The 25836-nt window shown below is 39.5% G+C and carries 29 protein-coding genes; 11 read left to right on the forward strand and 18 right to left on the reverse strand.

What is annotated here, in order from left to right; all coding sequences use genetic code 11:
* Nucleotides 1–72: 72 nt before the first annotated feature.
* The 5 genes from IB67_RS06380 (at nucleotide 73) to IB67_RS06400 (ending at nucleotide 4661) form a co-directional block, all read left to right on the forward strand.
* The gene (locus IB67_RS06380) at nucleotides 73–1215 is read left to right on the forward strand and encodes a pyridoxal-phosphate-dependent aminotransferase family protein (RefSeq protein ID WP_072758614.1); all 1143 of its coding nucleotides are present in this window, start codon (nucleotides 73–75) and stop codon (nucleotides 1213–1215) included.
* A gap of 1 nt (nucleotide 1216) precedes the next feature.
* On the forward strand, nucleotides 1217–2128 hold the full coding sequence (locus IB67_RS06385) for a hydroxyacid dehydrogenase (RefSeq protein ID WP_072758612.1): 912 nt from the start codon (nucleotides 1217–1219) through the stop codon (nucleotides 2126–2128).
* Nucleotides 2129–2409: 281 nt separating this feature from the next.
* Nucleotides 2410–2838: an Hsp20/alpha crystallin family protein gene (locus IB67_RS06390; RefSeq protein ID WP_072758611.1), complete on the forward strand. Its 429-nt coding sequence runs from the start codon at nucleotides 2410–2412 to the stop codon at nucleotides 2836–2838.
* Nucleotides 2839–3116: 278 nt separating this feature from the next.
* Nucleotides 3117–3596 (forward strand): hypothetical protein, encoded by a 480-nt coding sequence (locus tag IB67_RS06395; RefSeq protein ID WP_072758609.1) that lies wholly within the window; start codon nucleotides 3117–3119, stop codon nucleotides 3594–3596.
* A gap of 12 nt (nucleotides 3597–3608) precedes the next feature.
* Nucleotides 3609–4661, forward strand: a complete 1053-nt coding sequence (locus IB67_RS06400) for a vWA domain-containing protein (protein WP_072758606.1) — start codon at nucleotides 3609–3611, stop codon at nucleotides 4659–4661.
* Between the two features lie 62 nt (nucleotides 4662–4723).
* Here IB67_RS06400 and IB67_RS06405 read toward each other — a convergent pair whose 3' ends face one another.
* From IB67_RS06405 to IB67_RS06460, 12 genes are all read right to left on the reverse strand, one after another.
* Nucleotides 4724–5437, reverse strand: a complete 714-nt coding sequence (locus IB67_RS06405) for a pseudouridine synthase (protein WP_339746820.1) — start codon at nucleotides 5435–5437, stop codon at nucleotides 4724–4726.
* 13 nt (nucleotides 5438–5450) lie between these two features.
* Nucleotides 5451–6275: a dihydropteroate synthase gene (gene folP, locus IB67_RS06410; RefSeq protein WP_072758604.1), complete on the reverse strand. Its 825-nt coding sequence runs from the start codon at nucleotides 6273–6275 to the stop codon at nucleotides 5451–5453.
* Nucleotides 6276–6286: 11 nt separating this feature from the next.
* Nucleotides 6287–6808 (reverse strand): hypothetical protein, encoded by a 522-nt coding sequence (locus tag IB67_RS06415; protein ID WP_072758602.1) that lies wholly within the window; start codon nucleotides 6806–6808, stop codon nucleotides 6287–6289.
* Between the two features lie 76 nt (nucleotides 6809–6884).
* Nucleotides 6885–7310, reverse strand: coding sequence for a transcription antitermination factor NusB (gene nusB, locus IB67_RS06420; RefSeq protein ID WP_072758600.1), 426 nt, complete (start codon nucleotides 7308–7310; stop codon nucleotides 6885–6887).
* A gap of 36 nt (nucleotides 7311–7346) precedes the next feature.
* Entirely contained in the window at nucleotides 7347–7661 is a 315-nt protein-coding gene (locus tag IB67_RS06425; RefSeq protein WP_072758598.1) for an Asp23/Gls24 family envelope stress response protein, read from the reverse strand.
* Between the two features lie 50 nt (nucleotides 7662–7711).
* Complete coding sequence (gene efp / locus IB67_RS06430; RefSeq protein WP_072758595.1) at nucleotides 7712–8269, reverse strand: elongation factor P; 558 nt, start codon at nucleotides 8267–8269, stop codon at nucleotides 7712–7714.
* 20 nt (nucleotides 8270–8289) lie between these two features.
* Nucleotides 8290–9666: a PP2C family protein-serine/threonine phosphatase gene (locus IB67_RS06435; protein WP_072758593.1), complete on the reverse strand. Its 1377-nt coding sequence runs from the start codon at nucleotides 9664–9666 to the stop codon at nucleotides 8290–8292.
* A complete protein-coding gene (locus IB67_RS06440; RefSeq protein WP_072758591.1) occupies nucleotides 9659–10021 on the reverse strand; it encodes a response regulator in 363 nt (120 codons plus the stop codon). The genes IB67_RS06435 and IB67_RS06440 overlap by 8 nt, the downstream gene beginning before the upstream one ends.
* Nucleotides 10018–10635 carry a TIGR03936 family radical SAM-associated protein gene (locus IB67_RS06445; protein ID WP_072758589.1) on the reverse strand — a complete coding sequence of 206 codons (618 nt, stop codon included), beginning with the start codon at nucleotides 10633–10635 and terminating at the stop codon, nucleotides 10018–10020. The genes IB67_RS06440 and IB67_RS06445 overlap by 4 nt, the downstream gene beginning before the upstream one ends.
* 36 nt (nucleotides 10636–10671) lie before the next feature.
* Complete coding sequence (gene lptB / locus IB67_RS06450) at nucleotides 10672–11400, reverse strand: LPS export ABC transporter ATP-binding protein (RefSeq protein WP_072758587.1); 729 nt, start codon at nucleotides 11398–11400, stop codon at nucleotides 10672–10674.
* 24 nt (nucleotides 11401–11424) lie between these two features.
* Entirely contained in the window at nucleotides 11425–11862 is a 438-nt protein-coding gene (locus tag IB67_RS06455; RefSeq protein WP_245789504.1) for an OmpH/Skp family outer membrane protein, read from the reverse strand.
* 38 nt (nucleotides 11863–11900) lie between these two features.
* Complete coding sequence (locus tag IB67_RS06460; RefSeq protein ID WP_072758586.1) at nucleotides 11901–12830, reverse strand: ROK family protein; 930 nt, start codon at nucleotides 12828–12830, stop codon at nucleotides 11901–11903.
* A 144-nt stretch (nucleotides 12831–12974) separates the two neighbouring features.
* Here IB67_RS06460 and disA point away from each other — a divergent pair, with 144 nt between their 5' ends.
* Nucleotides 12975–14045 carry a DNA integrity scanning diadenylate cyclase DisA gene (gene disA, locus IB67_RS06465; protein WP_072758584.1) on the forward strand — a complete coding sequence of 357 codons (1071 nt, stop codon included), beginning with the start codon at nucleotides 12975–12977 and terminating at the stop codon, nucleotides 14043–14045.
* A 26-nt stretch (nucleotides 14046–14071) separates the two neighbouring features.
* On the opposite strand, the gene IB67_RS06470 is transcribed toward disA, so the two are convergent.
* The 4 genes from IB67_RS06470 to IB67_RS06485 form a co-directional block, all read right to left on the reverse strand.
* On the reverse strand, nucleotides 14072–15307 hold the full coding sequence (locus IB67_RS06470) for a DUF1015 domain-containing protein (RefSeq protein WP_072758581.1): 1236 nt from the start codon (nucleotides 15305–15307) through the stop codon (nucleotides 14072–14074).
* A 37-nt stretch (nucleotides 15308–15344) separates the two neighbouring features.
* On the reverse strand, nucleotides 15345–16622 hold the full coding sequence (glyA, locus tag IB67_RS06475) for a serine hydroxymethyltransferase (RefSeq protein ID WP_072758579.1): 1278 nt from the start codon (nucleotides 16620–16622) through the stop codon (nucleotides 15345–15347).
* 174 nt (nucleotides 16623–16796) lie between these two features.
* Entirely contained in the window at nucleotides 16797–17789 is a 993-nt protein-coding gene (locus IB67_RS06480) for a phospholipase C/P1 nuclease family protein (protein ID WP_072758577.1), read from the reverse strand.
* Nucleotides 17790–17822: 33 nt separating this feature from the next.
* Entirely contained in the window at nucleotides 17823–18983 is a 1161-nt protein-coding gene (locus IB67_RS06485; protein WP_084634349.1) for an alpha/beta hydrolase, read from the reverse strand.
* A gap of 165 nt (nucleotides 18984–19148) precedes the next feature.
* Between IB67_RS06485 and IB67_RS06490 the strand changes: the two genes are divergently transcribed.
* From IB67_RS06490 to IB67_RS06510, 5 genes are all read left to right on the forward strand, one after another.
* The gene (locus IB67_RS06490) at nucleotides 19149–20039 is read left to right on the forward strand and encodes an SPM autocatalytic domain-containing protein (RefSeq protein ID WP_072758575.1); all 891 of its coding nucleotides are present in this window, start codon (nucleotides 19149–19151) and stop codon (nucleotides 20037–20039) included.
* Between the two features lie 150 nt (nucleotides 20040–20189).
* A complete protein-coding gene (locus IB67_RS06495; protein ID WP_072758573.1) occupies nucleotides 20190–21290 on the forward strand; it encodes a M20 family metallopeptidase in 1101 nt (366 codons plus the stop codon).
* Between the two features lie 53 nt (nucleotides 21291–21343).
* Nucleotides 21344–22102 (forward strand): SAM hydrolase/SAM-dependent halogenase family protein, encoded by a 759-nt coding sequence (locus tag IB67_RS06500; protein ID WP_072758571.1) that lies wholly within the window; start codon nucleotides 21344–21346, stop codon nucleotides 22100–22102.
* A gap of 8 nt (nucleotides 22103–22110) precedes the next feature.
* Nucleotides 22111–22692 (forward strand): hypothetical protein, encoded by a 582-nt coding sequence (locus tag IB67_RS06505; protein ID WP_434223526.1) that lies wholly within the window; start codon nucleotides 22111–22113, stop codon nucleotides 22690–22692.
* A gap of 18 nt (nucleotides 22693–22710) precedes the next feature.
* Nucleotides 22711–23451, forward strand: a complete 741-nt coding sequence (locus IB67_RS06510; protein ID WP_339747360.1) for an energy-coupling factor transporter transmembrane component T family protein — start codon at nucleotides 22711–22713, stop codon at nucleotides 23449–23451.
* Here the strand turns inward: IB67_RS06510 and IB67_RS06515 are convergent.
* Both IB67_RS06515 and IB67_RS06520 read right to left on the reverse strand, forming a co-directional pair.
* Nucleotides 23445–24578 carry an aspartate aminotransferase family protein gene (locus IB67_RS06515; RefSeq protein ID WP_339747357.1) on the reverse strand — a complete coding sequence of 378 codons (1134 nt, stop codon included), beginning with the start codon at nucleotides 24576–24578 and terminating at the stop codon, nucleotides 23445–23447. The two genes, IB67_RS06510 and IB67_RS06515, sit on opposite strands and share 7 nt — an antisense overlap.
* 25 nt (nucleotides 24579–24603) lie before the next feature.
* Nucleotides 24604–25809 carry an aspartate kinase gene (locus tag IB67_RS06520; protein ID WP_072758726.1) on the reverse strand — a complete coding sequence of 402 codons (1206 nt, stop codon included), beginning with the start codon at nucleotides 25807–25809 and terminating at the stop codon, nucleotides 24604–24606.
* Nucleotides 25810–25836 lie beyond the last annotated feature (27 nt).

Consider the following 25836-nt stretch of genomic DNA (forward strand, 5'->3'; position numbering starts at 1 on the left):
TTGTGGGCTTATCAAAGATAAAGAAGTAAGTGTATTTTATTACATCACATATATCAAAAAGGAGGGAACAGCATGGTAAAAAGAACTTTACTTTTATCGCCTGGTCCAACGCCAGTTCCTCAAGAGATTCTTTTAGAAGGTGCAAAAGAGACTATCCACCACAGAACTCCAGAATTCGTTAAGATACTTGAAGAGACTCTCGAATTGACAAAATACGTCTTCCAGACACAACATCCTGTCTATGTTCTAACAGCATCCGGCACAGGTGCACTTGAAACAGCGATGGTAAACCTTGTTAATCCTGGCGAAAAGGCAATCATAGTCAGTGCTGGTAAGTTCGGAGAAAGATGGGTAGAAATAGCAAAAGCTTACGGAATTGTTCCTGTCGAGATTAAACTCCCTTGGGGTAAAGCTGTAACACCCGAGATGATAGAAAAGGCAATGAAGGAAAATCCAGACGCTAAGGTTGTTTTCACAACATACAGCGAAACATCAACGGGTACTGTTATAGATCTCGAAAATATAGCCAAGTTGACAAAGAATACTGACGTTATCCTCGTAACAGATGCGGTCAGTGGTTTACTTGCTGAACCACTTAAGATGGACGAATGGGGCGTTGACGTCGTTGTTTCTGGTGCACAAAAAGGTTGGATGCTCCCGCCAGGTCTTGCATTCATCGCTATTAACGACAAAGCATACGCAAAGGTGGAAAAATGCACAAATAATAGATATTATTTCGATCTCAGAAAATATAAGAAAAGCTCACCAGACAACCCATGGACAACAGCAGTTAACTTGATATACATGCTCAACAAGGCTGTTAAAATGCTCAAAGAAGAAGGAATTGAAAACGTCTGGGCAAGGCATGCACTTTACGGAGAAGCAACAAGAGCAGCAGTTAGAGCTCTTGGCTTGACATTCTTCTCAGAACGCCCAGGAAACGTTCTTACAGCAGTCAATTCTCCAGAAGGAATACCATCAAGCAAACTCACAAAACTCATGCGCGATAAATACGGAGTTACGATAGCAGCCGGACAAGAACCTATGAAAGACGAGATATTCAGAATATCACACCTTGGCTACCTTACACCGTTTGACATAATCACAGGTATAACTGCTCTTGAATTTGCACTCAACGAAATGGGATATAAAGTCGAAATTGGAAAAGGAGTCTTAGCTGCAGAAGAGGTACTTTTCAAAGGGTTGGTGAAGTAACATGAGGATACACATAAACGACCCTCTTGACAAACAGGCAACTGAAAAGCTTGCAAACGTTCCGGGTGTTAATCTCACATCTCAGCACTACGAGAAAGACGAACTCATAAAAATAATGCCTGAAATCGAAGTTCTCATAGTAAGGAGCGCAACCAAAGTCACCGCCGACATAATAGAAGCTGGTAGCAATTTGAAGATTATCGGTCGTGCGGGAACTGGACTCGACAATATAGATGTAAAAGCAGCCGAAGCTAAGGGAATTAAGGTAATTAACACGCCGGGTGCAAACAGCATTTCGGTTGCAGAATTGGCTATCGGACTGATGATCGCTTGTTCTAGACACATAGCAAGAGGTACAGCAGATTTGAAAAATGGAAAGTGGACGAAGAAGGAACTCGAAGGTCATGAGTTGTTCGGAAGAACAGTCGGTATAATCGGTTTTGGAAACATCGGCAGAGAAGTTGCTAAAAGGTTACTCGCGTTCGATATGAAAGTACTTGCATACGATCCGTTTGTAAAAGAAACAGATATGCCCGTCAAAATAGTTGACCTTGATACATTGTTTAAAGAAAGTGATTACATAACAATCCACGTGCCACTTACACCTGAGACAAAAAATCTGATAAACAAAGAAACAATATCAAAGATGAAAGACAGTGTCATAATAATAAACGCTGCAAGAGGTGGAATAATCGATGAAGCAGCATTATACGAAGCGCTTACAACAGGCAAAGTATATGCGGCAGGTCTTGACGTATTCGAAGTAGAGCCACCAACAGATGAGTTGAGACAAAAGCTCCTCTCCTTGCCAAATGTCGTTGCAACACCACACGTAGGTGCTTCTACATTCGAAGCCCAAGAAAGAGTTGGCATGTTGTTGGTAGAAAGGTTGATAGCTGAAATAACCAAGTGAATGTAGTGATTTCACAACTAAAAATCAATTAAAGAAATGCACGAGCGGAGGGAATTATTCCCTTCGCTATTTTTTACACGGTGCGTTATCAGTCTTATATTAAGACTGATTAACATTTTAGTATCTGTAAAATTTATAACCTTACAGTACATCTATGTCCAAAATAAACAAGCATAGCAAGGTTATAATTATCACTCTTGACACATGAGTGCTAATTATGTATAATATAGTCGGAACGTGAAAATAAGGAACAAAACCCCAAGGGGAGTGGAGGTGAGAGTATGTTGGCAAGAAGAAGCGACTTATTTGAACCGTTCATGGAACTTCAAAAGGAGATTGACAGACTCTTCTCGGATTTTGTGAGACCATTCAGAAGTGAGTTTGAATTCCTGCCAAAGGTTGATGCATACGAAACAGAAGATAAAGTAGTTCTTGAACTCGAACTTCCTGGTGTAAAGAAAGACGAACTCAAGATTACAGTAGAAGATGGTGTACTGAGAATAACTGGCGAAAAGAAGACAGAAAGAGACGAAAAAGGCAGAAACTACAGAATCGTTGAAAGGTCATTCGGTAAGTTTGAAAGGTCATTCATCATACCAGACTATGTAGATACAAAAGGAATCACAGCAAAATATTCAGATGGTGTTCTAACACTCGAGATGCCAAAGAAGAAAGAAGAAAAGCCTACTGTCGAAATAAAAATTGAGTAAACGCAAGGAAATCAAACGATACCTCCGGCGAGAAATCGCTGGAGGTATTTTTTTTGGCAATCTTCAGGACATTGATTTGACATTACTTACGCGAAATATTCATACAACGTTTTACTGAAAACGAGAGTCATAATACTGTCTTGGAAAGAAGCATCACTTTTGCTCTGATTTTGACTATACAGAACCAGTTATCATTTGAAGTATTTAACTTCATATAAGCAGAGCTAAGGAATACATTGCTCGTGTGGAAGTTCCAAATCTGAGAGGAGAGTGATTTTATGAAGAAGTTTGTCGTAACAGGAGTGCTTTTGTTAGCAATAACCTTAGCATTCAGTTTTGAGATATCTGCATTAGGTGGTTTAGAAATTGGCGGAAAGAACCGTCCATTCCTCGGAGTGCGCATTGGAACGCTTTCTGGTGGGATTTCTCTGATGTTGGAAGCGTATTACCCACTTTCAGACATACAAGAAATCGAAGAAATAGAAGTTGGAGAAATTCAGTTCTTAGAGATTGATCCATATCTTTATCTAGGCATACCGCTCTTTAACACTTTGTTTTACGCAGGTGCTGCACCTATATTTGTATATGATGTTGTTAATTCAGGTTTCACATTTTATCCCGATCTATTTCACGTTAAAGCTGGTGCAAGGTTCGGTCAAGGAATCGTGCTATTTGTAGAAGGTCTTGGTACAATGACAACTTCATTTCAGTTCTTGGATATCTTTGCCGTTTCTGCAGGCATCGGTATCGGATTTTGAGGGGTGATGAATATGAGAAAATTCAGAAGAGCCACGTTATTTGCGTTAATAGCCATTATTAGTGCGCTATTAGTTTATAGCTGTTCGGAAATTCCAATTGCTCCAAGAGTTATTCCGAAAGACCCTGTGGACACGACAAAACCTTCAACATCTGGATATTCAACGACAGATATATTCGGTACAGTGGATAAGACACCTTCACTCGTACCGATAGCAGTTCCAGATACGGTTAACATTAGGATAAGCTTACCAGGTGTTGAGAATTTACCAGTTAGCACTCTCCGGGTGTTCGAAGATAACAAAGAACAAGGATTTGTACTATATAAAGAATCAACAATTAGAAATAGACTTGATATAGCAATAATCTTGGATGTGACAGGTAGCATGAGCTACGCAATAAACGGGGCTAAAAATAGTATAATAGATTTTGCAACAAATCTTGAAGAAAGCGGCATGGATGTAAGAATTGGTGTTATACCATTCGATGACTATGTTAACCCGCCAAGTGATATCGATGTTGATCCTCCATATTTAGGGTTATCTTCACCGTCTGATGCGAAAGATTACGTTGGTGTACTGTACGCTGGTTACGGTGGCGATTGGGCAGAAAACCCGTACGATGCAATAATGTTCGCTGCAACAGCTCTTGAATGGAGACCGAGTGCACAAAGAGTTATGATAGTCATAACCGATGCACCGGCACACTATAAGTCTGACGGCATAGGGTTTTCACATTTTGATAAGGCAGACATGTTCCCAGCATTAGTAGGTTTCTTCACAATCCACGGCGCTTTTGTGCCAAGTGGTTATTACTACGACACCACTACTGACTTTTCAGACCCAGGTGACGTTAGAGAGCTTTGCCAGAAAACAGGCGGTGTGATAAAGTACACTGACAGTGCAGGAAACGTTAATCTTAACGATTTAGGTATCGTCGAGTATGTCGAATCTTCGTGGATAGTCTCTTTCGAAAGCGATTCGCCAGCTGCAACCCATACGATTGAGGTCTTTTACACTACCAGCACTGACAAGAGATATCTGAAAATAGAAGGTGCAACTTACTAAGGCATTTCTAAGACAATGAAAGAAAGAGGCGGTGTGGATAATCACACCGCCTCTTTTATGTTCTATCTCTCAAAAATCTCATCAATCTCTTCTTTTGAAAGTTCTCTCCACTCACCTTTTTTGAGACCACCAAGAGTGAGTCTACCTATGCGAACTCTCATGATTCTTTCCCATTCTATTCCAATCTTCTGGCACATTTTTTTAATTTGATGGTATTTTCCTTCAATAATTGTTATTGAAATAGTCTTCTCATCGATTTGTCCTATCTTTGCTGGCAGAAATTTCTCACCATCAATTTCTAATCCTTTTTCAAATTCTTTTTTAACTTCTTCCGTTAGTTTGTAAGGATGCTTCGTATATATATAGTATTCTTTCTCAACGTGTTTTTTCGGAGATATCAATCTGTGTGTGAAATCACCATCGTTAGTCAGGATCAAAAGACCTTCGACGTCTTTATCAAGTCTTCCGGCTATGTGCAGTTCATCGACATATGGATGATCAATAAGGTTAAGGACGCTTGGTTCATATTCTGAAGTCGTTGAAACGAATCCTGATGGTTTAAAGAGCATTATATAAACGTTTCTATGAGAATTTACATATTCACCATCTACTGTTATCTCATCATTTGGTGACACGTGAAATTCTGGTTCATCTACTACACGACCATTAACAGTAACTCTTCCTTCTTTTATGTACTTTTTTACCTCGCTTCTTGTTCCCACCTTTGCGTTTGATAGGTACTTATCTAACCTTATTGATTCTTTAATACTTTTCATGATGAACCTTCTTTCACGAGTTTTTAATACTTTTGATTGCTTCTATGATTTTCACTACTTCTTTATTCTCTTTTACATCATGGACGCGTACTATTTCAACACTATGCATAGCGCAATAGGCTGTCACCGCAAGCGTTCCGTTTAATCTTTCTTCTGGCGGTAAGTTCAGAATCATGCCTATCATCGATTTTCGGCTTGCACCTATGAGTAGCGGATAATTAAGCTTCCTAAACTCTTCAATCCTTTTCAGTATTTCAAGGTTGTGTTCCAGCTTTTTGCCAAACCCAATCCCTGGATCAAGTATTAGTTTGTCCACTCCATGTTCCTTAGCGTATCTGATACGCTCATCGAAAAATTCCACGATTTCCGCGACAACGTCTTTGTATTCAGGATTCTCTTGCATAGTCTTCGGATTGCCTTTCATATGCATGAGTACAACAGGACATTTGTAGTGTGACGCGACTTCCACCATTTTTTCATCGAATCTCATAGCGCTGATATCGTTGATTATATCAGCACCTTCTTCGATAGAAAGTCTTGCAACTTCGGATTTATAAGTATCCACAGATATGGGTATGTCGAAGTGTTTTCTAATAATCTTTACAGCCGTTACTGTTCGCCTTATCTCTTCTTCAAGAGGTACTGCTTCTGCGCCAGGTCTTGTGCTCTCGCCTCCGACATCTATTATTTCAACCCCATCTTTAATCATTTGCTCAACTCTAATCAACAAGTTCGTCTCATCTACCCTGCTACCTGAATAGAACGAGTCAGGTGTGACATTTATTATTCCCATTATTCTTGTCCTCTTTGCGTCCATTAATTCATTGTAGTTGAACATACAACCACTCCTTATTTTGTTTCATTGTTTTCTCTCACCTTAGTTACTATGATGCTAACAATCTGCACATCAGGGAGAGAAATTGGTATCTTTGCAACACCATAGTACGGATTGTTTATGAGGAGATATCTTTTATCGGCTGATAATTCTAAAGAAAACTCACCATACAATGTATAAACTCGCCGATTTAATAGCCTTTTTGTGTATATGTCGTAAGTATCTCTGTAAATCGTGGTTTTACCTTCCAAAGGTCCAACACATTTGTACAGAACACGTTTAAGATTTTCAACCTTCTCATCAAATGCAAAAGATGACGTAGATAAAGTTTTGGAATATTTTGAATTTGGTTGTTTAGTTGCATGTCTATGGTAATCGAACCTGATGTAGTTGATAACATGGAATACTCTTAAGGTTCTTATATTCGTATTTAATATATAAGCCATGTGCTGGAGCACATGGCTATATCCATCCAAAGCGCTGATAAATATGATGGTAGAAATTATTAGACAAACCAACAGCTCGATATAGCTCAAAGAGAACCCCCCGCAATCCCCTTGAGATACGGTTGTTCAAACAAACAACAAACAATATGAGAAATGAATGATAAATTTAAAGCTTGAATTTTTCCTTAGGTGCTTCTTCTTTTGCTATCCTGTCCAAGACCCCGTTGATAAACTTGGCGCTTTCATCTGTGTCGTACTTTTTCGTGATTTCTACCATTTCGTCCAAAGTAACCTCTATTGGTATGTCATTCTCGTATAGCAGTTCATACGTGCCAAGTCTCAGAACACCTCTTGCAATGTGCGATACTCTATCAAAACTCCAGTTTAAAAGATGCTTTTCAATTATTTCATCAATCTTCGTTTTCTGTTCATGGATATTTTTGAGATATCTTTCTGCATCTTTCTTAATATTTCCATCCTTAACTGATTTTAATGCGTCACTTAATATTTCATCGAAATCTTCAGGTCTAAAGTCAAGTTGAAAAAGCGCTTTCAAAACTGACTCTCGAAGTATCCTTCTTTTGGAAACCAATTTTTTCAACTCCTTGAATTTCAGCACTACTCACGGTTAGGATTTCGAAAACTCTTTATCGCTAACACCAGTAACTACAACGTTAACCGCTTCAACTGTTTTGTCCGTCATCTGCGAAACATTTTCCGTGACAGTTTTCATTATATTTTCAGAGAAAGAAAGAATGTTCTCACCGTACGGAACTTCCAATTTGATGTTAACGATTACATTGTCCTCAGGTGTTCTCTCGATGTCTATATTTTTTCTAAATTTCTTGAACTCTTTATTATCTGGTTCTACACCATATATACTGCATATTGACCTGTACGCAATTTCGGCAATAACATTATCTGATACTGTTATGTTCCCCATCTTCTCCCTCCTTTCGATATCCTTAGATTTCTTCCCATGCCTTACCCTCTTTATGCCCTTTCAATGTACTCGCCAGTTCTTGTATCCACTTTTATTTTATCACCAACGTTTATAAAGAACGGAACACTAATCTTTAGACCTGTTTGGAGAACTGCAGGTTTTCCACCACCAGAAACTGTATCGCCTTTGAAATTTGGTTCTGTCTCTATCACTTCTAAAACAACCGTTGTTGGAAGTTGTATTCCTATTGGTTTTTCATCGTGCATAACCAGATCGACCTGAGTGTTCTCAATTAGATAATTCTTTGCCTCATCAACCTCTACCTCAGGAATAGCGTACTGCTCATAAGTTTGCAAGTCCATGAAGTAATAATTCTCTCCATCGTTGTAAAGGTATTCTGCCTTTCTGAAAGAAAGTTCTGCTTCCTCAACTTTTTCACCACTTGCGAAATTTGCGTCTCTTACAAGTCCGGTAGAAAGGCTTTTAAGCTTTGTTCTTATCAGTCCTGAACCTCTTGCTCTGAAATGCTTGTTGACATCGATCACGCGGTATATGTCACCTTCATACTTTATGTACATACCTTTCTCAAGATCTCCTACTTCGATCATACAGACACCTCCAACTCTCTTTATTCATATTTGACAACCAATATTGTTGTATCATCATGTTGCGGTACACCATGAGAAAATTCAAAAACAGAATCCATGATCCTTTTTACTATATCAGAAGCCTTCAAATATCTGTTCATCATTATCGTTTCTTGCAGCCTTTCAAAGCCATATTCTTCACCGGAGATATTTCTGGCTTCCACAACTCCATCTGTGTACGCAATCAGTATATCTCCATACTCAAGTTTGAACTTTTCAACATCGTACCACCCATCTCCAAGAATGCCGAACGGAGTGCCAGTGGATTCAAGCTTTACTATTCTATTTCCTCTTAGTATATATAACGGATCATGACCAGCATTGACGTATTCCATGTTACCGTCAGAAGTTATCCTTAGTATTATAGACGTTATAAACCTACCAGTTTCAAAATCTTCATGAATCATTTTATCAAATTGAGCCGCCAGTTTTTTCAAGTCAGTAGATATCTTTCCCGATAGCCTAAACATGCTTCTAAAAGATGACATAATAAGCGCTGCAGGTAATCCTTTTCCAGAAACGTCCGCAATGCAACATACAAAAGATCCATCATCAGCTTCAATTACATCGTAATAATCCCCACCAACCTGTATCGCGGGAACGCTCCGGGCGCTGATATCAAATCTTTCGTGCGTTGGGAAGTACTTGGGTAGTAGACCTTGCTGTATATTCCGAGCTATTTGAAGCTGCTCTTCGAGCTTTCGCTTTTCTATTTCACGTTGGAGCATTATATATCTATTAATAGAAGTAAGTAATTGTTGAGCCACTGCTTCCGTGATTTTCTTGTCGCCCGCTGTAAAAATCTTCTTAGTTCCATATCCAGAGATCAGTAATATACCGTATCTACCAAACTCCGCATAAAGAGGAACGGCAATAAATCCTCCGGAATCTTTGTTATAATCAACAAAAAAGGTATTTTCATCTTCGATATGTTCAATGGCAACTCTTTTAATGTAATCCTCTGCTTCTGAAAGTCCAAAGTATTCGTAATAGGATTTTTCATCGACATTCAGTATAATTACTCCTGCAGAATAGTTCACAGCATTTTTCAAAAGTTTTAAGACATTTCTCAGAATCATCCAAGGCTCGTTTACAGAGGCTATTATCTTATTTATTTCAAAAAGAGCAGAAAGTCCCTCGTATGTTGCCGTTAGTTCTTCGAGCTGTGCATCGATTAGTTGTTGCAGAGCATCGTTATTTGATTTTTGATCAATTATCCATTTTTGAAGATATTCTGTAACACGAGTACACTCCAAAACCAATGTTTCTACATCATTTATGGGTAGAATTTCCAAACCTACAAGCTGTGCAACATCTGTAACAGCTTTTGAGAGTTTCAGAAAAATTTCGTCATTCATTCGCCAAACTCCTCACTTCTTCAATGAGCTGAGTTGGGCTGAATGGTTTTGTAAGAACTTTTTTTGCACCTAAGGATAAGGCAATTTGTTCGTCATCTTGCCCACCCTTTGCAGTCAAGACAATGACAGGAATATTCTTTATGTTTTCATCTCTCCTCATCTCTTTGAGGACAGCAAATCCATCCATTCTTGGCATCATTATGTCCAAAATTACAACATCTGGTTGCCAAGTTTTCATCTTTTCAAGTCCATCTATTCCATCTATTGCTTCTTCCACGTCAAATCCGATTTTTTTAAGGTTAAAAACCGTTATTTTTCTAAGGACATCTGAATCGTCAACAACAAGTACTTTCATAAATCGTCCCTCCACCTATTCTCTTCCAAGTCATTTAAAAGGTTATGCAAATCCAATTCTTTAGCAAATGCCCTTTTTCTTGTAACCAAAAAAACACCGTTTAACAAGTACGGATTGAATATGTTATCCTTCGCAATTCTATATTTTAACACATAAATTCCATTTCTCAAAACTATATGAAAATCTCTTAACAACTCGCTTGGTATAAAAACTTTTCCAGAATGTTTTTTAAATTCCTTTTTCAAGTTAATTTCTTCTTTTGAAAACACAAGGTACTCATATTCATCAACAACACGGTTTAAATTGACTTCAACATCAAAGACATCTGCCAATTCAAGTCCAAAAGGCGATACTTCATTCACTGATTTCAAAATCTGCGCTTTTTTTATTTCATGACTTGTTTTTTCAGCATCCAATTGAACTGAAACGTAAAGCGCTAAATCTATAACTCCTGTTGGCGTTGAATCCAAAAAGGAAATCTTCGGCTTCGGGTGGAATCCTTCAGAATATTGCAATTTCAATCCTGACCTAATAAGTGTTCGTGTTATCAAATTTGCAGTTTCTATGGCAGAAAGAAACCTTAGAAAACCTTTCTTTTTGAACAGTAAAATCATTATACTCCTCCGAATCTATCGCTATATCTTATTCTCTCATTCTTCTCCAAGATAGACTTTCTTCACCATTGTATCTTGCAGAACATCTTCCGGATGTCCTTGTGCTAAAACTTCACCTTTATGAATCACATATAACCTATCTACAATAGGCCTTAACGCATCAACCGAATGGTCGGTGATTATAACCCCTATGCCTTTTTCTTTTAACTGAATTACTATCTTCTGAATTTCCTTTACAGTTTTCGGGTCAATACCTATGAAAGGTTCATCCAAGAGAACAAATTTAGGGCTTAGTGCCATCATCCTTGCCAATTCAAGTCTTCTTTTTTCTCCTCCTGAGAGTGAAAATGCAAACTGCTTTTTCAAATCTTGAATACCGAATTCTTCCAAAGTTGATTTAACAATCTCTTCTCTTTCTATTCTTCTTAGTTTCTGAAACTCAAGAACTAATCTAACATTGTCCTCTACTTTCAAGTCTCTGAAAACAGAAGTCTCTTGTTGAAGATACGTAATTCCAAGCCTTGCACGTCTGTGTATGGGCATATTCGTTATATTCTGTCCGTTGAAATAAACCCTACCTTTTGTTGGAACAACAACACCGAGTATAATGTTAAATAATGTAGTCTTGCCCGATCCATTTGGACCGAGCAAGCCTACAACTTCTCCAGTATTAACGTAAGCATTAACGTTATTAAGCACTACTTTTCTACCAAACTTTTTGAATATGCCTTCACAAGAAATCTGATCGAATACTCTTTCATCCATACAGTGTTTTTGTTTATTGCAATCTTATTTCTTTGCAGTCTTAAGATATTTTATGAACGCATCTGTAATGTTGTACGAACTGCTTCCGTAAGCCATAGTTGTGCTGTTGAAGATAAAATCGTATCCCATTACTTCCGCATATTCCTTTACTTTATTAAGTATTTCTGCCTCTATTTGTGCTTGTGTTTGAGCGATCTTATTGTTGATTGTCTGCTGATATTCAAGATACTTTTGTTGTTTTTGGTTTTGGTCCTTTATCTTATCAAGTTCGGCTTGGTACTTCGCAATCTCGTCTTGCATCTGTTTTTGAAACGTGATCCACTTATCGTAATTCTGAAGAACCTTGTTTGGATCGATGTATCCAAGTTTTGGACCAGACTTTGAATCAGCAGCTGTACCAACGATAACTGCTAATACAACAAGTGAAAGAACAACTGCATACAAAAAGTACCTTTTCATCATAGTAGCACCTCCATGCTGTGATTAAATTACAAATCATATTACAGATTCTGCAAAACTATTGAAGCAGCGCCAAGAATTCCAGCATTTTCAACTAACGGGCTTTGAACTATTGTATACGTATCTTTGAAGGAAGGCATAACAAGGTGTCGAACCTTTTCGCGAAGTGGGGCAAAAAGTATGTTTCCTGCCCTGGAAACACCACCACCGATAACTACTATACTTGGGTTGAATATATGTATAAAATTAGCGACTCCGATTGCAAGAGCATTTACAACACGTTCAGCTATCATCTGTCCGAGCAAATCACCATTACGTGCAGCATCAAACACCGCCTTAGCATTTATCTCTTCAGCAGAGAATATCTCGGATTCCGGAAATTTCTTCTGCCCTTCAAGAGCCATTCGCCTTATTGCAGTTGCCGAGGCAATAGCTTCCAAACATCCGTAATTTCCACAACCACACTGTGGTCCGTTGGGTTCTACTATAACGTGACCAAGTTCAGTCCCTATTCCATCTTTTCCTGTTATGAGTTTCCCATGTGAAATGACACCACCGCCAACACCTGTTCCCAACGTCAAGGCTACTATGTGTTCATGACCTTTACCTGCTCCAAACCATTTTTCACCAAGCACAAATGCGTTTGCATCATTCTCAACAAAAACAGGCTTATTTAGCAACTTTGAGAGAGTTCCACCAAGATTGAAATTTATCCAGTCAGGGAAATTAGGGGAGAACCTTACAATTCCATTATCGTGGTCAATCGAGCCAGGAGAGCCTATTCCAACACCAATATAGTCCTCACCATTGCTAACCTCTAAAACTGCCTGAGCCATTCTTTTAACTACTTTTTCCTTACCTTCCGCTACTCGAGTTTCCCATTCAACTTTTCGGAGAATCTCACCACTTTCGGTATCCACAAGCCCAACCTTAAAAAAGGTTCCACCTAAGTCTATACCAACTACGTACACTTTCGATTCCTCCTTAGTAATAATTAGAAAAAATTCTCAATTCATTATAACACACTTTCGGTATATATTGTATAATAGAATTTGAAATAGAGCAACAAGTACAATTTAAATTCTAAATTCTTTATCAGGAGGAAAGTTGTAGAGATGCCTGACTATACCGAACAAACAACTCAGGATATCCTCGAGAAAATAAAGCTATTATCACCTGGTACAAAACTGCGAAGAGCGCTCGATGACATAATACACGCTCAACTTGGCGCGTTAATTGTTTTCATCAATGAAGATGATATGAAAAACAGCAATGTTTTTCAGTCAGGTTTCAGGCTAGACTGTCCATTTACACCGGAAAAACTATACGAATTATCAAAAATGGATGGAGCAATAGTAATGGATGAAAACGCGACGAAGATATTGGCAGCAAACGTTCATCTTGTGCCGGATCCGAGCATTCCAACATCTGAAACAGGCACGCGGCACCGAACTGCAGAAAGAGTTGCCAAGCAACTTGGCAAAATGGTCGTCGCAATTTCCAAGAGACGGAACGTTGTCACATTGTATTACAGAGATAGAAAACACGTTTTCGAGGATATAAACTTCGTCCTGACAAAAGTTGGTCAAACGATAAACGCACTCGAGCGCTTCAGAGAATCTTTTGACAGGGATTTGGAGCGTCTCGACGAAATTGAGATCGAAGGACGTGTACCGTTGGAATTCGTATGCGAATTGTTGATTAGAGGTGTTGAGATCAACACGATCTCTGCAAATATTCAAACAAGCATAATAGAACTTGGAAACGAGGGAAAATTGGCTCAGCTCAGATTAAGAGAAGTACTGAGCGATCTGGACGAAATCATAAAACTTTTAGTTATGGATTATTCGAAAAAAGAGGTAACAGAGGAAGAAGCGGCAAAGATAACGGAAGCAATAACCAAATCCGAGCACAAGATAATGAACGTCTCTAAAGCTCTTGGATACGATGTACCAAACATCCAGCAACTTTCAGAAGTACGTGTAAGTCCCCGAGGTTACAGAATTCTAAGGAACGAAGTTCACATACCCATGAACATTTCACAAAATGTCATAAAATCATTCCACAGTATCGATAAACTGGTTAAGACGAACGCAAGTGTGCTTCAAAAAGTGGACGGCATAGGCTCAAAACGTGCAAAAGCAATTGTAAAAAGACTAAGAGAGATAAAGAAAAGGCGCGTGTAAGACGCGCCTTTTCAATTGCCGTTCTCTTAAATTAAATGTACGACAATACCACTCTTCAGTTTTGGTTCGAACCATGTGGATTTTGGAGGCATTATCTTTCCTTCATCGGAAACTTTGAGCAGGTCATCTATCGACGTTGGGTACATTGCAAACGCTACCTTAAAGTTTCCACTGTCTACGAGTCTTACAAGTTCTTCGATGCCAAGAATACCACCAACGAAATCTATTCTCTTATCGGTCCTTGGATTTTCAATACCAAGTATCGGAGCTAAGAGATTGTTTTGCAGTATGGAAACGTCGAGTGAAGCGATGACATCGTTTTCATCATACGTTCCAGTCTTAGGTTCGAGTCTGTACCATCTGCCAGATAGGTACATACCGACTGTGTGTTTTCTCTCTGGTTTGTACGTACCATTAACCTTTGTAATTTCAAACACTTCGCCGACTTTTTTCAAAAACTCTTCTTCACTCATGCCGTTCAAATCCTTCACTACTCTGTTATAGTCAAGTATTTTAAGCTGGCTATGTGGAAATAGTGCCGCTAAGAAATAATTGAATTCCTCTTCGCCTGTGTAGTTCGGATTCTCATTTCTGAAATCTATCGCAGCCCTGACAGCGGCAGCAGCCCTGTGGTGTCCATCTGCGATGTAGAACGCATCGACACTTTTGAATGCTTCAACAATCTTATTGATTTCATTTCTATCTCTTAATACCCAAACCATATGTCTTACACCTGATTCATCTGTAAAATCGTATTCCGGTTCACCGGTCGCGTGTTTCATTATCAATGAATCAACTTCTGGTCTGGATTTGTACATCAAAAATACAGGTCCTGTGTGAGCCTTTACTACTTTGACGTGTAAGGCTCTTTCATCTTCTTTATCTTTTCTTGTGAGTTCGTGTTTCTTAATCTTGTTCTCTATATATTCATCAACTGAGAACGTTGCGAAAATTCCAGTCTGAACGTGGTCTCTCCAATGTTGTTGATAAATGTAGATGTAGGGCTCACCATCTTCGAACATGTGACCTTCTTTTATAAGCCAATCCAGATGTTGCCTTCCCGTTTTCAACACTTCTGGGTCATGCGTATCGGCTGAATATTCGAAATTTATCTCTGGTCTTGAGACTTTGTAGAATGTGTACGGGTTGTTTTTTGCAACATCGCGTGCTTGCTCTTCTGTCACAACGTCGTACGGTTTAGCTGCTATTTTACTGACCATTTCCTTAGTAGGTCTTAGTGCCTTAAAAGGTCTAACTACCATCCAATCACCCCCAAGTATGTATCTATTTATCTAAGAATTATTCGACAGCTATCTTGCCTTGATAAAGCGGGAACTTCTTGCAGAGCTCCATGACACGGTCGGAAACTCTCTTCGCAACTTCTTCGTCTACATTTCCTTCCTCGTCCTTAACGTTCTTAAGCACTGTTACGATGAGCTCGGCAATTTCTTCCATCTGCTCTTCCTTCATTCCCCTGGTTGTTAGTGCCGGTGTTCCAAGTCTTATTCCACTCGCCACAAATGGTGACCTTGTTTCATTTGGAATCGTGTTCTTATTGACTGTTATATGGCAATATCCGAGTGCTGTTTCTGCAGCTTTACCCGTTACGTTGAGCGGGTTAAGGTCAACGAGCATCAAGTGTGTATCGGTACCGCCGGAAACGATTCTCAACCCCCTACTTTCAAGGGCTTTTGCAAGAGCTTTTGCGTTTGCTACTATCTGTTTTTGATATTCTTTAAACTCATCAGTCAACGCTTCTTTGAAACATACAGCCTTAGCTGCGATAACGTGCATCAGCGGACCGCCCTGTATTCCGGGGAATATCGCTTTATTTATCGCCTTGTAGATTTCTTCGTCGTTTGTAAGAATCAAACCACCGCGCGGACCTCTCAATGTCTTATGTGTCGTACTTGTCACAACATGTGCGTATTCAAGAGGATTTGGATATAACCCCGCTGCCACCAAACCAGCAAAGTGTGCCATATCGACAACGAGGTAAGCACCAACTTCATCTGCTATTTCTCTAAACCTCTTGAAGTCGATAATCCTTGAGTAAGCACTTCCACCCGCTACGATTATCTTTGGTCTGTGCTCTAATGCTAATCTCCTGACTTCATCGTAGTCAATTACTTCCGTTTGAGGATTCACTCCGTACTGGACAACTTTATATATCTGTCCCGAAAAGTTAACACTTGCACCGTGTGTAAGGTGTCCTCCGTGACTTAAAGACATACCCATCAAAACAGAACCAGGTTCTGCAAGCGCAAAATATGCTCCCATATTCGCTTGAGAACCGGAGTGTGGCTGTACGTTAGCATACTTGGCGTTGAAAAGCTTCTTTGCGCGTTCTCTTGCAAGTGTCTCTGCAACATCAACCCATTCACAACCACCGTAGTATCTTTTCTTTGGATAACCCTCCGCATACTTGTTTGTCAAAACACTTCCCATAGCCTCCATGACAGCTGGAGACACAAAATTCTCAGAGGCAATTAGCTCAAGCCCATATTCTTGCCTTTCCCATTCTTTTAAAATAACCTCATAAATCTCTGGATCGCTCCTCTTAACGCTTTCCCACATAGCTACACCTCCCAATTTGAGCTAATAAACTACAAGAATTTACGCTTGTACGATAAGATTATATATCAACAAGAAAAAAACGTGGAGTTCGAAAAACTCCACGCATGGACAAAAATTCAAAAGATTTTGCGCTTTTCACAAGGATGTTTGACGAAACATATTTATAAAACACGTTTATTCTTTATACTCCAAATACCGTGAAAGATAATCGTTCAGAAAAGCCTTGATAGTTCCAGTCATCGTTACTATAATCTCCTTCGTCACCTTGTACAAGCCTTCTAACTTTCCCTCTTCTTCAAGTCGTCTGAAATCATCAATTTCTGGTATCCTTTCTGTAAGGATACCTTCAAATGCTTTTTTCAACTCACTATGTACTAGCGGGAATTTTATATATCCGTACATCATCACCTCATTCATCAGTGATTCGTTATTTGATGGGATTCTTATTGCAGGAGTACTTTCAATCAGATTTCGTATCTCATCTCTATGTTTTGAATAGTAAATCAAGTACAACAGGTAATTGTCGTACGTGTAGTGCGCATTGTTGAGCAAATTCATAGTTTTCTTATCCATCAGGCTCATCAAAACTTCCCAAAAACTGCCCGGTGTTTCGTGGTATGGCTGGAATAAGTCTTCCATATAGTGCAAAGCGTACGATAAGAACCTCAACCCCCAGTAGCTATCATTTTTTGAAAACGCTTCCTGTGACATATTAACAAAATAAAGAAAAGACTTATCTCCTTCGAAAGCCTCGATAATTCCGAGTTTATACCTCATGTGTCTTACGCCTTGGCTGTTGCCTATAAGTGCTTGGAGTGGTGAAAGGTTGAGTCCTTCATCCATTCCGAAATCCGGAAATTGCGCATAAATTGTCAAAATCTGCCACACTGGAAGTTTTCCATCAACAGGTGCTGGATCTGATGGAAACTTTCCATCACCGAGCGGGTCGAAAAACTTCCTTTGACCTGCAAAATCATCGGTGTAATAAAACTTCGTATTATAAACCCGAGATTCGTTATATGTGTATGGTTTTATCTCTATTAGCTTATCCATGTTAAAATTAAGTGACTTAACAACCAAGTAAGTATATGCCTCATGTCCGCTCCAACCAAAGATTTTAACAACAAGTGTCAGAAACAAAACTACCAAAATACCCTTCTTTCCCATCCTATCCCACCACCTTTCATTCCTTTAATCTGTTTAATTTGACTCTTCTGTTCCAAAGAAATACACGAGCATCTCAGGAAGTCTTCTTGCCCAAGCGCCTTCTGAATGTGTTCCCCCTCTGTCTTCGATGTACAACACTTCCGAGTTATCTTTCTTATCCAATATCTTGAAAAGTTCCCTTGCGTTGTTCAGATGCACTTCTGGATTCTGCCCTTCTGCACTTCCCATGTCAACATAGAACTTCGTTGGATAATTTACTTTCTCAGATTTTACAAATTCTATCAATGCTTTATTAGCAAACCAAATGGAAGGACTCATCGCTCCAATTTTTGAAAAGACGCCGTTGTATTTTATCCCGATGTACAGAGAAATCAAACCGCCCATCGACGAACCGAGTATCGCTGTGTTTTCTCTGTCTGAAAGTGTTCTGAAATTGACATCGATGTATGGCTTCAGCGTATTAACTATGAACTGAGCGTACGAATCTCCTTTGCCTCCACCGTAGTTTGAGTCAACCCATGGGGAATACTCATTAATCCTATCAGCTCCGGTGTTGTATATGCCAACGATGATAATCGGCTTAATTGCACCGTTTTTGATTAATTCTTCAGCACTTTCGTCCGCTTTCCACTCAACACCTGCGAAAGACGTTGACTCATCGAATATATTTTGCCCGTCGTGCATGTACAAAACCGGATAACGATTATCTGATATTTCATAATCTGGTGGCAAGTAGATGATTATATCTCTCTTATTCCCAAGTTCAGGAGAATAAAAATCCTTAATCAGCTTGATATTTCCAGTATAAGTCTTTCTCAACGCTGCTTGTTGCTTTTCCACAAAATCCCTCCAGTGCAGAACAGTTATCTTTACTTCCATGTCTTTATCTACATCCAACACCCTATTAGGTATCTCCGCACCCTTTACACCCTTCTCGACAGTCTCCCAAGAACCGCGAGTGACTTTGAATTCCACCTTGCCAGATAAATCCAAAACCTTCTTGTACACAAATCCGTCTCTAACGCACTTGTAGTTCTCATCTTTTGGATTCCAGTTATTGAACGTTCCAGCCAGATAAATCTCAGCATCGTCTGGTGTGTATATTGGCACTTCGATGATGAATGTGACTTTGTAGGCAAGAGCACTTCTTAGAAACATCAAGAACACGATGAATATCACGACCTTCTTTAACATAACCTTCCCCCCTTCTATTTTCTAGAACAATTATAGCACATTACAATGAAGTTTTAGTATTGATTCCTGCTACCAGTTAAGAGACCAAAAAAGGTTCTACTAATATTCCTCATTTTTCTGCCGATAAATAAAGTGAAATTATACCTGAAAAGCGAGGCGAACTATATGCGCATCGATGACTACAACGTCGAGTTGTCATCTGAAAACCTTGCGATAAATTACTCAAAGTTCTCAAGTAAGATAAGAAAATACCACGTTCCAGAAAAGGTAGTAATCGAGATTAGCGAAAAGAAGCCGCAAATTGATGACAAGCATTTGCAAAAGATAAAACTGCTCAAAATAATGCTCGAAAAACTCACAGGCAAGAAGCTGAAGATATACATACCTGATGATAAGCAGTACGAAATAAGCATCAGAAAAGAAGGCGGGCAGGATATCGTCGAATACGAAAACGAAGAGGAGTACCTAAATGTTCAGTACTCCAACTTTTCAGCAAAAGGACAAGTTAAGACGAAAGATGGAAGGTTAATAGATTTTTCCATACAGACAAAATTATTCCAGCTGAGCTATTCGTATACAAAGACTTCCGGTAGAGTAGTAGACCCACTTGCGATTGATTTGAAGGATAAGACTGGCTCTCAGAAGATTGTTGAGCTCGATTTGAACTTTGACGGTACAAGAGAGAAGTTCTTCTTGGGCAGAGGTGTTGGATTGTTGGTGTACGACAAGAACGGAAATGGCGTTGTTGACAACGCAGCAGAGTTGTTTGGACCTGTTACAAACGAGGGTTTCTCAGAACTTTCGCAACTTGATACAGACAAAGACAATTGGATCGATGAAGATGATTTGGAGTTCTTGAAGATAAAGATTTGGACGATTGACGAAAACGGTAGAGAGCAAGTAGTAGGTTTACTTGATTTAAACGTTGGTGCAATATTTCTTGGCAGTGTGAGTACACCGTTTGACTATGCTGATTCAGTGCAAAAAAGCACAGGAATATACCTCTCAGAAGATGGGAATGTTGGAACAGTCAGGCAGATTGATTTCAAAGTGTAATCATGAAATACGCATAACCTCACCATATCTTCTTTTGTCCACCTGAAAGGGTGGACTTTTTTGATTTTTTTCTTGGGTTTGGTATAATAATAAATTAGATATTGTTCTTTTTAAAGCTAAGTTCAAAATCAATTTGAAGGGAGAAGGTATATGCTCTCGCCCATCGAACTGAGACACGAGTTACACATGTCTCCAGAGCTCGCATTCAATGAGTACAATACCCAAAAAATTCTATCGGAAGCGCTTAAAGAACTCGGTGTAGAATTTCACCCCATTGCAAAAACCGGATTGGCCGTCTTGATTCAGAGAGAGCCAACCGCGCCTTCTGTTCTATATAGAGCAGATATGGATGCATTGCCTATAAAGGAAGAAACCAGGTGGGAATACTGCTCGAGGAATGAAGGTTTAATGCATGCATGCGGGCACGATATCCACATGTCGGTGATGTACGGTGTTATCAAGAAGATCACTGAAGACGATATCCCAGGCAATTATGTATTCATTTACCAACCAGCAGAAGAAACAATCGGTGGGGCAAAGTATGTACTAGATGAGATGAGAGAAAGATACAAGGTTAAATACGCAACTGCCCTACATGTGACTGATGAATATAGACTTGGTGAGTTCGCCTCCACAAATGGCACTCTCTTTGCATGTGCCATGGAGATAACTGCGAAGTTCAAGGGGCTCTCTGCTCATATCGCACAAAAAGAAAAGGGAATTGATGCGATAAAGAATGCTGTAGCATTTACGTCTGAATTCTATCAAAATCCGATAGATAACAATGAGAAAGGTAGAAGAGTTCTTGCAGGATTTGGAAAGATGTTCGGTGGAAACGTCAGAAATGCCGTGGCAGATTATGCACAAGTCGAAGGTTCAATCCGAGGAGAAACTTTGGAAATTGTTATCGAAAACTTCGAAAGGCTCAAAGTTCTTGCAGAAAAGTATAGTGGTACTTTGGAAAGGGGAAGTCTTTATCCGCCAGTAATAAACAACGAGAAGCTCTTCGAACTTTTCAAAGATTACGCTTCAAATAATGGAACTTTCATAGATTGCGGCATGAAATATACTGGTGAAGATTTCGGCTTTTTCACGATGAAATATCCCTCGCTGATGTTCTGGGCTGGTGTGAGGACCAGCGAAGAGGTTTGGGGACTTCACAATCCGAAATTCCTTCCTGATGATTGTGTTATTCCACATTTGGTTGATTTCATGGTTGAATGGTTGATGTTATTAAGTAATAATGTTTGATGGTATAATTTAGTACGCAGGATGAGTAAACAGAAAGGGTAGGTGAATCAGAGATGATAGCATTTATGACCGACTGGGGCAATTCGCACTATGTTGGCATCTGTAAGGGTGTTATGAGACAAATCACAGATGCGGAAATACTTGACTTAACACACAATATCTCGCCATATAACGTACGGGAGGCAATGTATATACTCGATAGAAGTGTCGATTACTTTCCGGAAAAAACGGTATTTTTAATCGTTGTCGATTTTGGCGTCGGTACTGCAAGAAAGGCAATCGCCGTTGAAACAGATAAATACTATTTCGTTGCACCTGATAATGGGATTTTGACACTCGTTCTTGAAAGGCACATTCCAAGAAAGATAGTTGATTTGGTCAACAAAAAATACCATTTTGGAACATCGAGAACGTTCCACGGCAGGGATATTTTCTCACCAGCTGCAGCCTACATAACGAAAGGTATATTCGATGAGCTTGGAACGAGATTGCCTAACTACGCTACACTGCCTTACAGAAAAGCTCACCTTACACCAAATGGTGCATACGGAGAAGTTGCGTATTTTGACCGTTTTGGAAATATCGAGACAAATATTCCATTCAGTTGGATTGCGGAGAAGGACGCTGTTAAAATAAACGTCGGAAAGAAAACGTATGAAGTTCCGGTTGTTGAAACGTACGCCGATGTAGACGAAGGCGAGTTACTTGTACACGAAGATAGCACCGGGTATGTTGAAATTGCGGTCAATAAAGGCATCGCTCGAGAAAAACTGAAGTGTTTCGAAGGGAATGAACTGGAGATACTCTTTTGAGGTGTGACATGCGCCGGTTCCTAACTTTTGCGGTATTTGTTTTGTTAGCTCAATTAGTCTTTTCCGGTGAGCTCTACGACTTTGCGTATTCTTTTATGATAAAGCAGAAGGTACCTGAGAACCATGCCAGGTTGATGGCAAAGGCACTCGAAGAAGAGTCGCTTAAAATTCCAAAAGTGGTTGATCCTTTGTTCATGCTCGCTTTTGGCATTTGCGAGACCGGGTTTATAAACGCTATAGGCGACAACGGAAAAGCGGTTGGGTATTTTCAGCTACATGAAAACGCTCTTTTCTACGTAGCAAACTTTTATGAGGACGTCAGGAAGTTCAAACAGGAGAACCGAAATCATCTGTCTTTGTTGAATTATCCCGATTGGCAGTTGAGAATTGCCTACAGATATTTCTATTTAAGTTTGAAGTACATATTTGACTGGGACATCGTCCGTGCAATTTCGGCTTACAATGGTAGAAGCGATAGGTACAATGTTTATACGGTTAAATTTTTCTCGAATTACGGGAATATAGTTAGAGAATATACTGAGTTCATCAACTCAAGAAAGGATACATCAGACACTTCAAAGACCAAATAAAAGCTTGGGTGATTGATATTGAAACTGACAATTGGTAAATACATTCCTAAGAATTCTCTTATACATAGCTTAGACCCTCGGGCTAAGTTGTTTGTTGTTCTTTTACAAGTAACATCTATCATGTTGGTCAAGGATTTGATAGGTTATATTATACCAGTGTCACTCTTTATTATCTTGATGATTATGTCTAAGATAAAACCCGTTGTTTATTTGAGAAGTTTGAGAAGTTTGTGGTTTTTAATAGTCTTTGCCGCAGTGATACAATATTTTGTTTCAGGTTTTGTGATGAGTCTTTACATCGCTTTGAGGCTTTCTCTTATCTTTCTTTTTGCCTCTATGTACACCTACACAACCCCACCGTTGTTGACTGCACGTGGAATCGTCGATATTTTGAAATTCTTCCGTGTAAGTGAAGAGAAGCGGGAAGATTTTGGTATGATGCTTGCGATATCGATAAGATTCATACCCATTTTGCTCGATGAGGCTGATAGAATAATAAAAGCTCAAATTTCACGAGGTGCTAAGTACTCAGAAAAAGGGCTGAAGAACAAGCTCTCTGCAATGACAAGCATAATAATTCCGCTGCTTGTTTCGTCTTTAAGAAAAGCTGAAGAGCTGTCGTTAGCTCTTCAGGCAAAAAAATACGGTATCGGGAAGAGAAATCATTATTATACTCTTCAGTGGACAAAAAATGACACATTCTATCTGGTGTTAAATACAATAGCTCTTGTTGGAATAGTGATTCTAAGCTTTCAATAGTCCTTCAATGTTTTTTTAAATCTGGTGTGGATTTCTTCGATTTCTTCTTCTGTTATGTTAAGTGGTAGCAGGAATCTGATTACACCATTGCTCAAGATGTTTACAAGCAACCCATTGTGCAGAAATTCTTCTATCTTCGGCACTTCGCTTTTCATCTTCACGCCCTTCATAAGTCCTAACCCGTATACTTCACCAAATTCGGAGAACTTCTCACTGAATAATTTTCCCATCTTGTTGACATTCTCAAGCTTTTCATCATCTATCATCTCCAAAACTGCCTTCCCTGCTGCTAATGCTACAGGGTTAGGCGCAAAAGTTGAACCGTGTTCGCCGACCTCGAACACATTAGAGTAGTCTCCAAGCATGATGCAGGCTCCAAGAGGTAATCCACCACCGATACCCTTTGCAACCGTTACGATATCGGGGTTAATATTAAAGTGCTTGTAAGCGTAGAACTTTCCAGTTCTACCAAGCCCACTTTGTACTTCGTCTGCAACAACAATATATCCGAATTTGTTTTTGTATTCGTTTATAATATCAACAATCTCTTCTGGAATAACATTCAACCCACCACTCCCGTGGACAGTCTCAATGAAAACGGCAGAGATAGATTTCTCGTTCTCAAAAAATTCTCTTACTACTTTAATATCGTAGGGTAGGAATACAACATCTTCGCTGTTTACAAACTGCGTTCTTATGTTATCAAATCCTGTAACGCTCAGTGCTTGAAGCGTTCTTCCGTGGAAGTTTTTGACAAACGAGACAATTTTTCCGTTTTTCCTGACTTTTCGAACAACCTTCAACGCACACTCGGTACTTTCTGCGCCAGAATTTGTAAAAAATACCTTTCCATTGACACCAACCTCTTTCACCAAACGCTCGGCGATGAAACAAGCATCTTCGTCAAGAAAGAAATTTGATAGGTGAACGTACCTTTCAATCTTGTTTTTCATAGCTTCAATAACCTTATCATGATTATGTCCGAAAAGAAGAACGCCAATCCCCATGAATGTGTCTATGTACAAATTTCCCGCTGTATCCCAGACGTAGATACCTTTGGCGTGGGATATGGATATTGGATATCTCTTGTAAGTGTTAGCGATATAAGTGCAGTTGCTATTACTCATTTTATCAACTCCTGTTCATTGAATATCAGAGATCGAACTCTTCGCAGATGTTTTTCATAAGTTCCTCCGCCTTCTCTTCAGGAACCAACACAGAAATCTTTATCTCAGATGTTGTTATAATCTCAGGTTCAATGCCGTTTTTTGAAATAACCTCGAGAAACTTCGAAGCAACACCGTAATGCGAGCGCATACCTGTACCCACCACAGTGATTTTGGCGAATTGACCGTAGAAGTGGTACTTTGCACCGTACACTGAAAGTGTGTCATCGAGTAAATCTTTTATCTTCTCAACCCTATCTGGAACGACGGTGAATGATAAGTGGGTCGATGTTCCGTTCTTTACAAGCGAAATCATGTCGACGTTGATACCTTTCTCAGCAACTCTTTTGAATATATCCGAAATTATGTTTGCATCATTCGGAAGGTCCATTATAGATACCTTAACTTGATTTCTGTCCAAGCTTACCCCTGTAACAAGAGGTTCTTCTAACCATTCTGGTAACGTTCCTACCACCCAAGTTCCCTCCTCATCAGAAAATGATGAACCACAATATACCCTTACGTTATATTTCTTAGCTATCTCAACTGACCTTGAGTGCAACACCTTTGCACCCGTTGCGGCAAGTTCTAACATATCATCGTATGTAATGTACTTAAGTTTCTTAGTTTGGGGATAGAGCTTTGGATCGCACGTATAAACTCCTGCCACATCGCTGTAAATTTCACAGTCGCACCCAAGTTTTGCTGCCAACGCCACAGCTGAAGTGTCCGAACCACCTCTTCCCAACGTAGTTAAGTGCTCGTCTTCGGTTATACCCTGGAATCCAGTGATAACAAGCACATCGTGTTCCTGCAAGTATTTCTTGAGCCTTTTTTCGTCTATATCCATTATCCTTGCATTTGTGTGGTGCCTTGTCGTAAGGACGCGTATCTGGAACGCATTAAGCGAGATGGCATTTATCCCAATATCCTTCAGTGCCATAGCAACAAGTGCGCATGATATTTGCTCTCCAGTAGTCAGAAGCATATCCAACTCTCGCTCATCTGGTTTTGGAACCAAACTCTTTGCCATGCTGATGAGGTTATCAGTAGTCTTGCCCATGGCAGAAACAACGGTAACTACTTTGTGCCCTTCTCTGACTCTCTTAGCAATTCTGTTTGCCACGTTTCTAATTCTATCGACATCCGCAACCGATGAACCGCCATACTTTTGTACTATCACACTATTAATCACTGAACTTGACGATGTCTTTGTGCC

It is taken from the genome of Fervidobacterium riparium (genome assembly GCF_025370035.1).
Lineage (GTDB): Bacteria > Thermotogota > Thermotogae > Thermotogales > Fervidobacteriaceae > Fervidobacterium > Fervidobacterium gondwanense.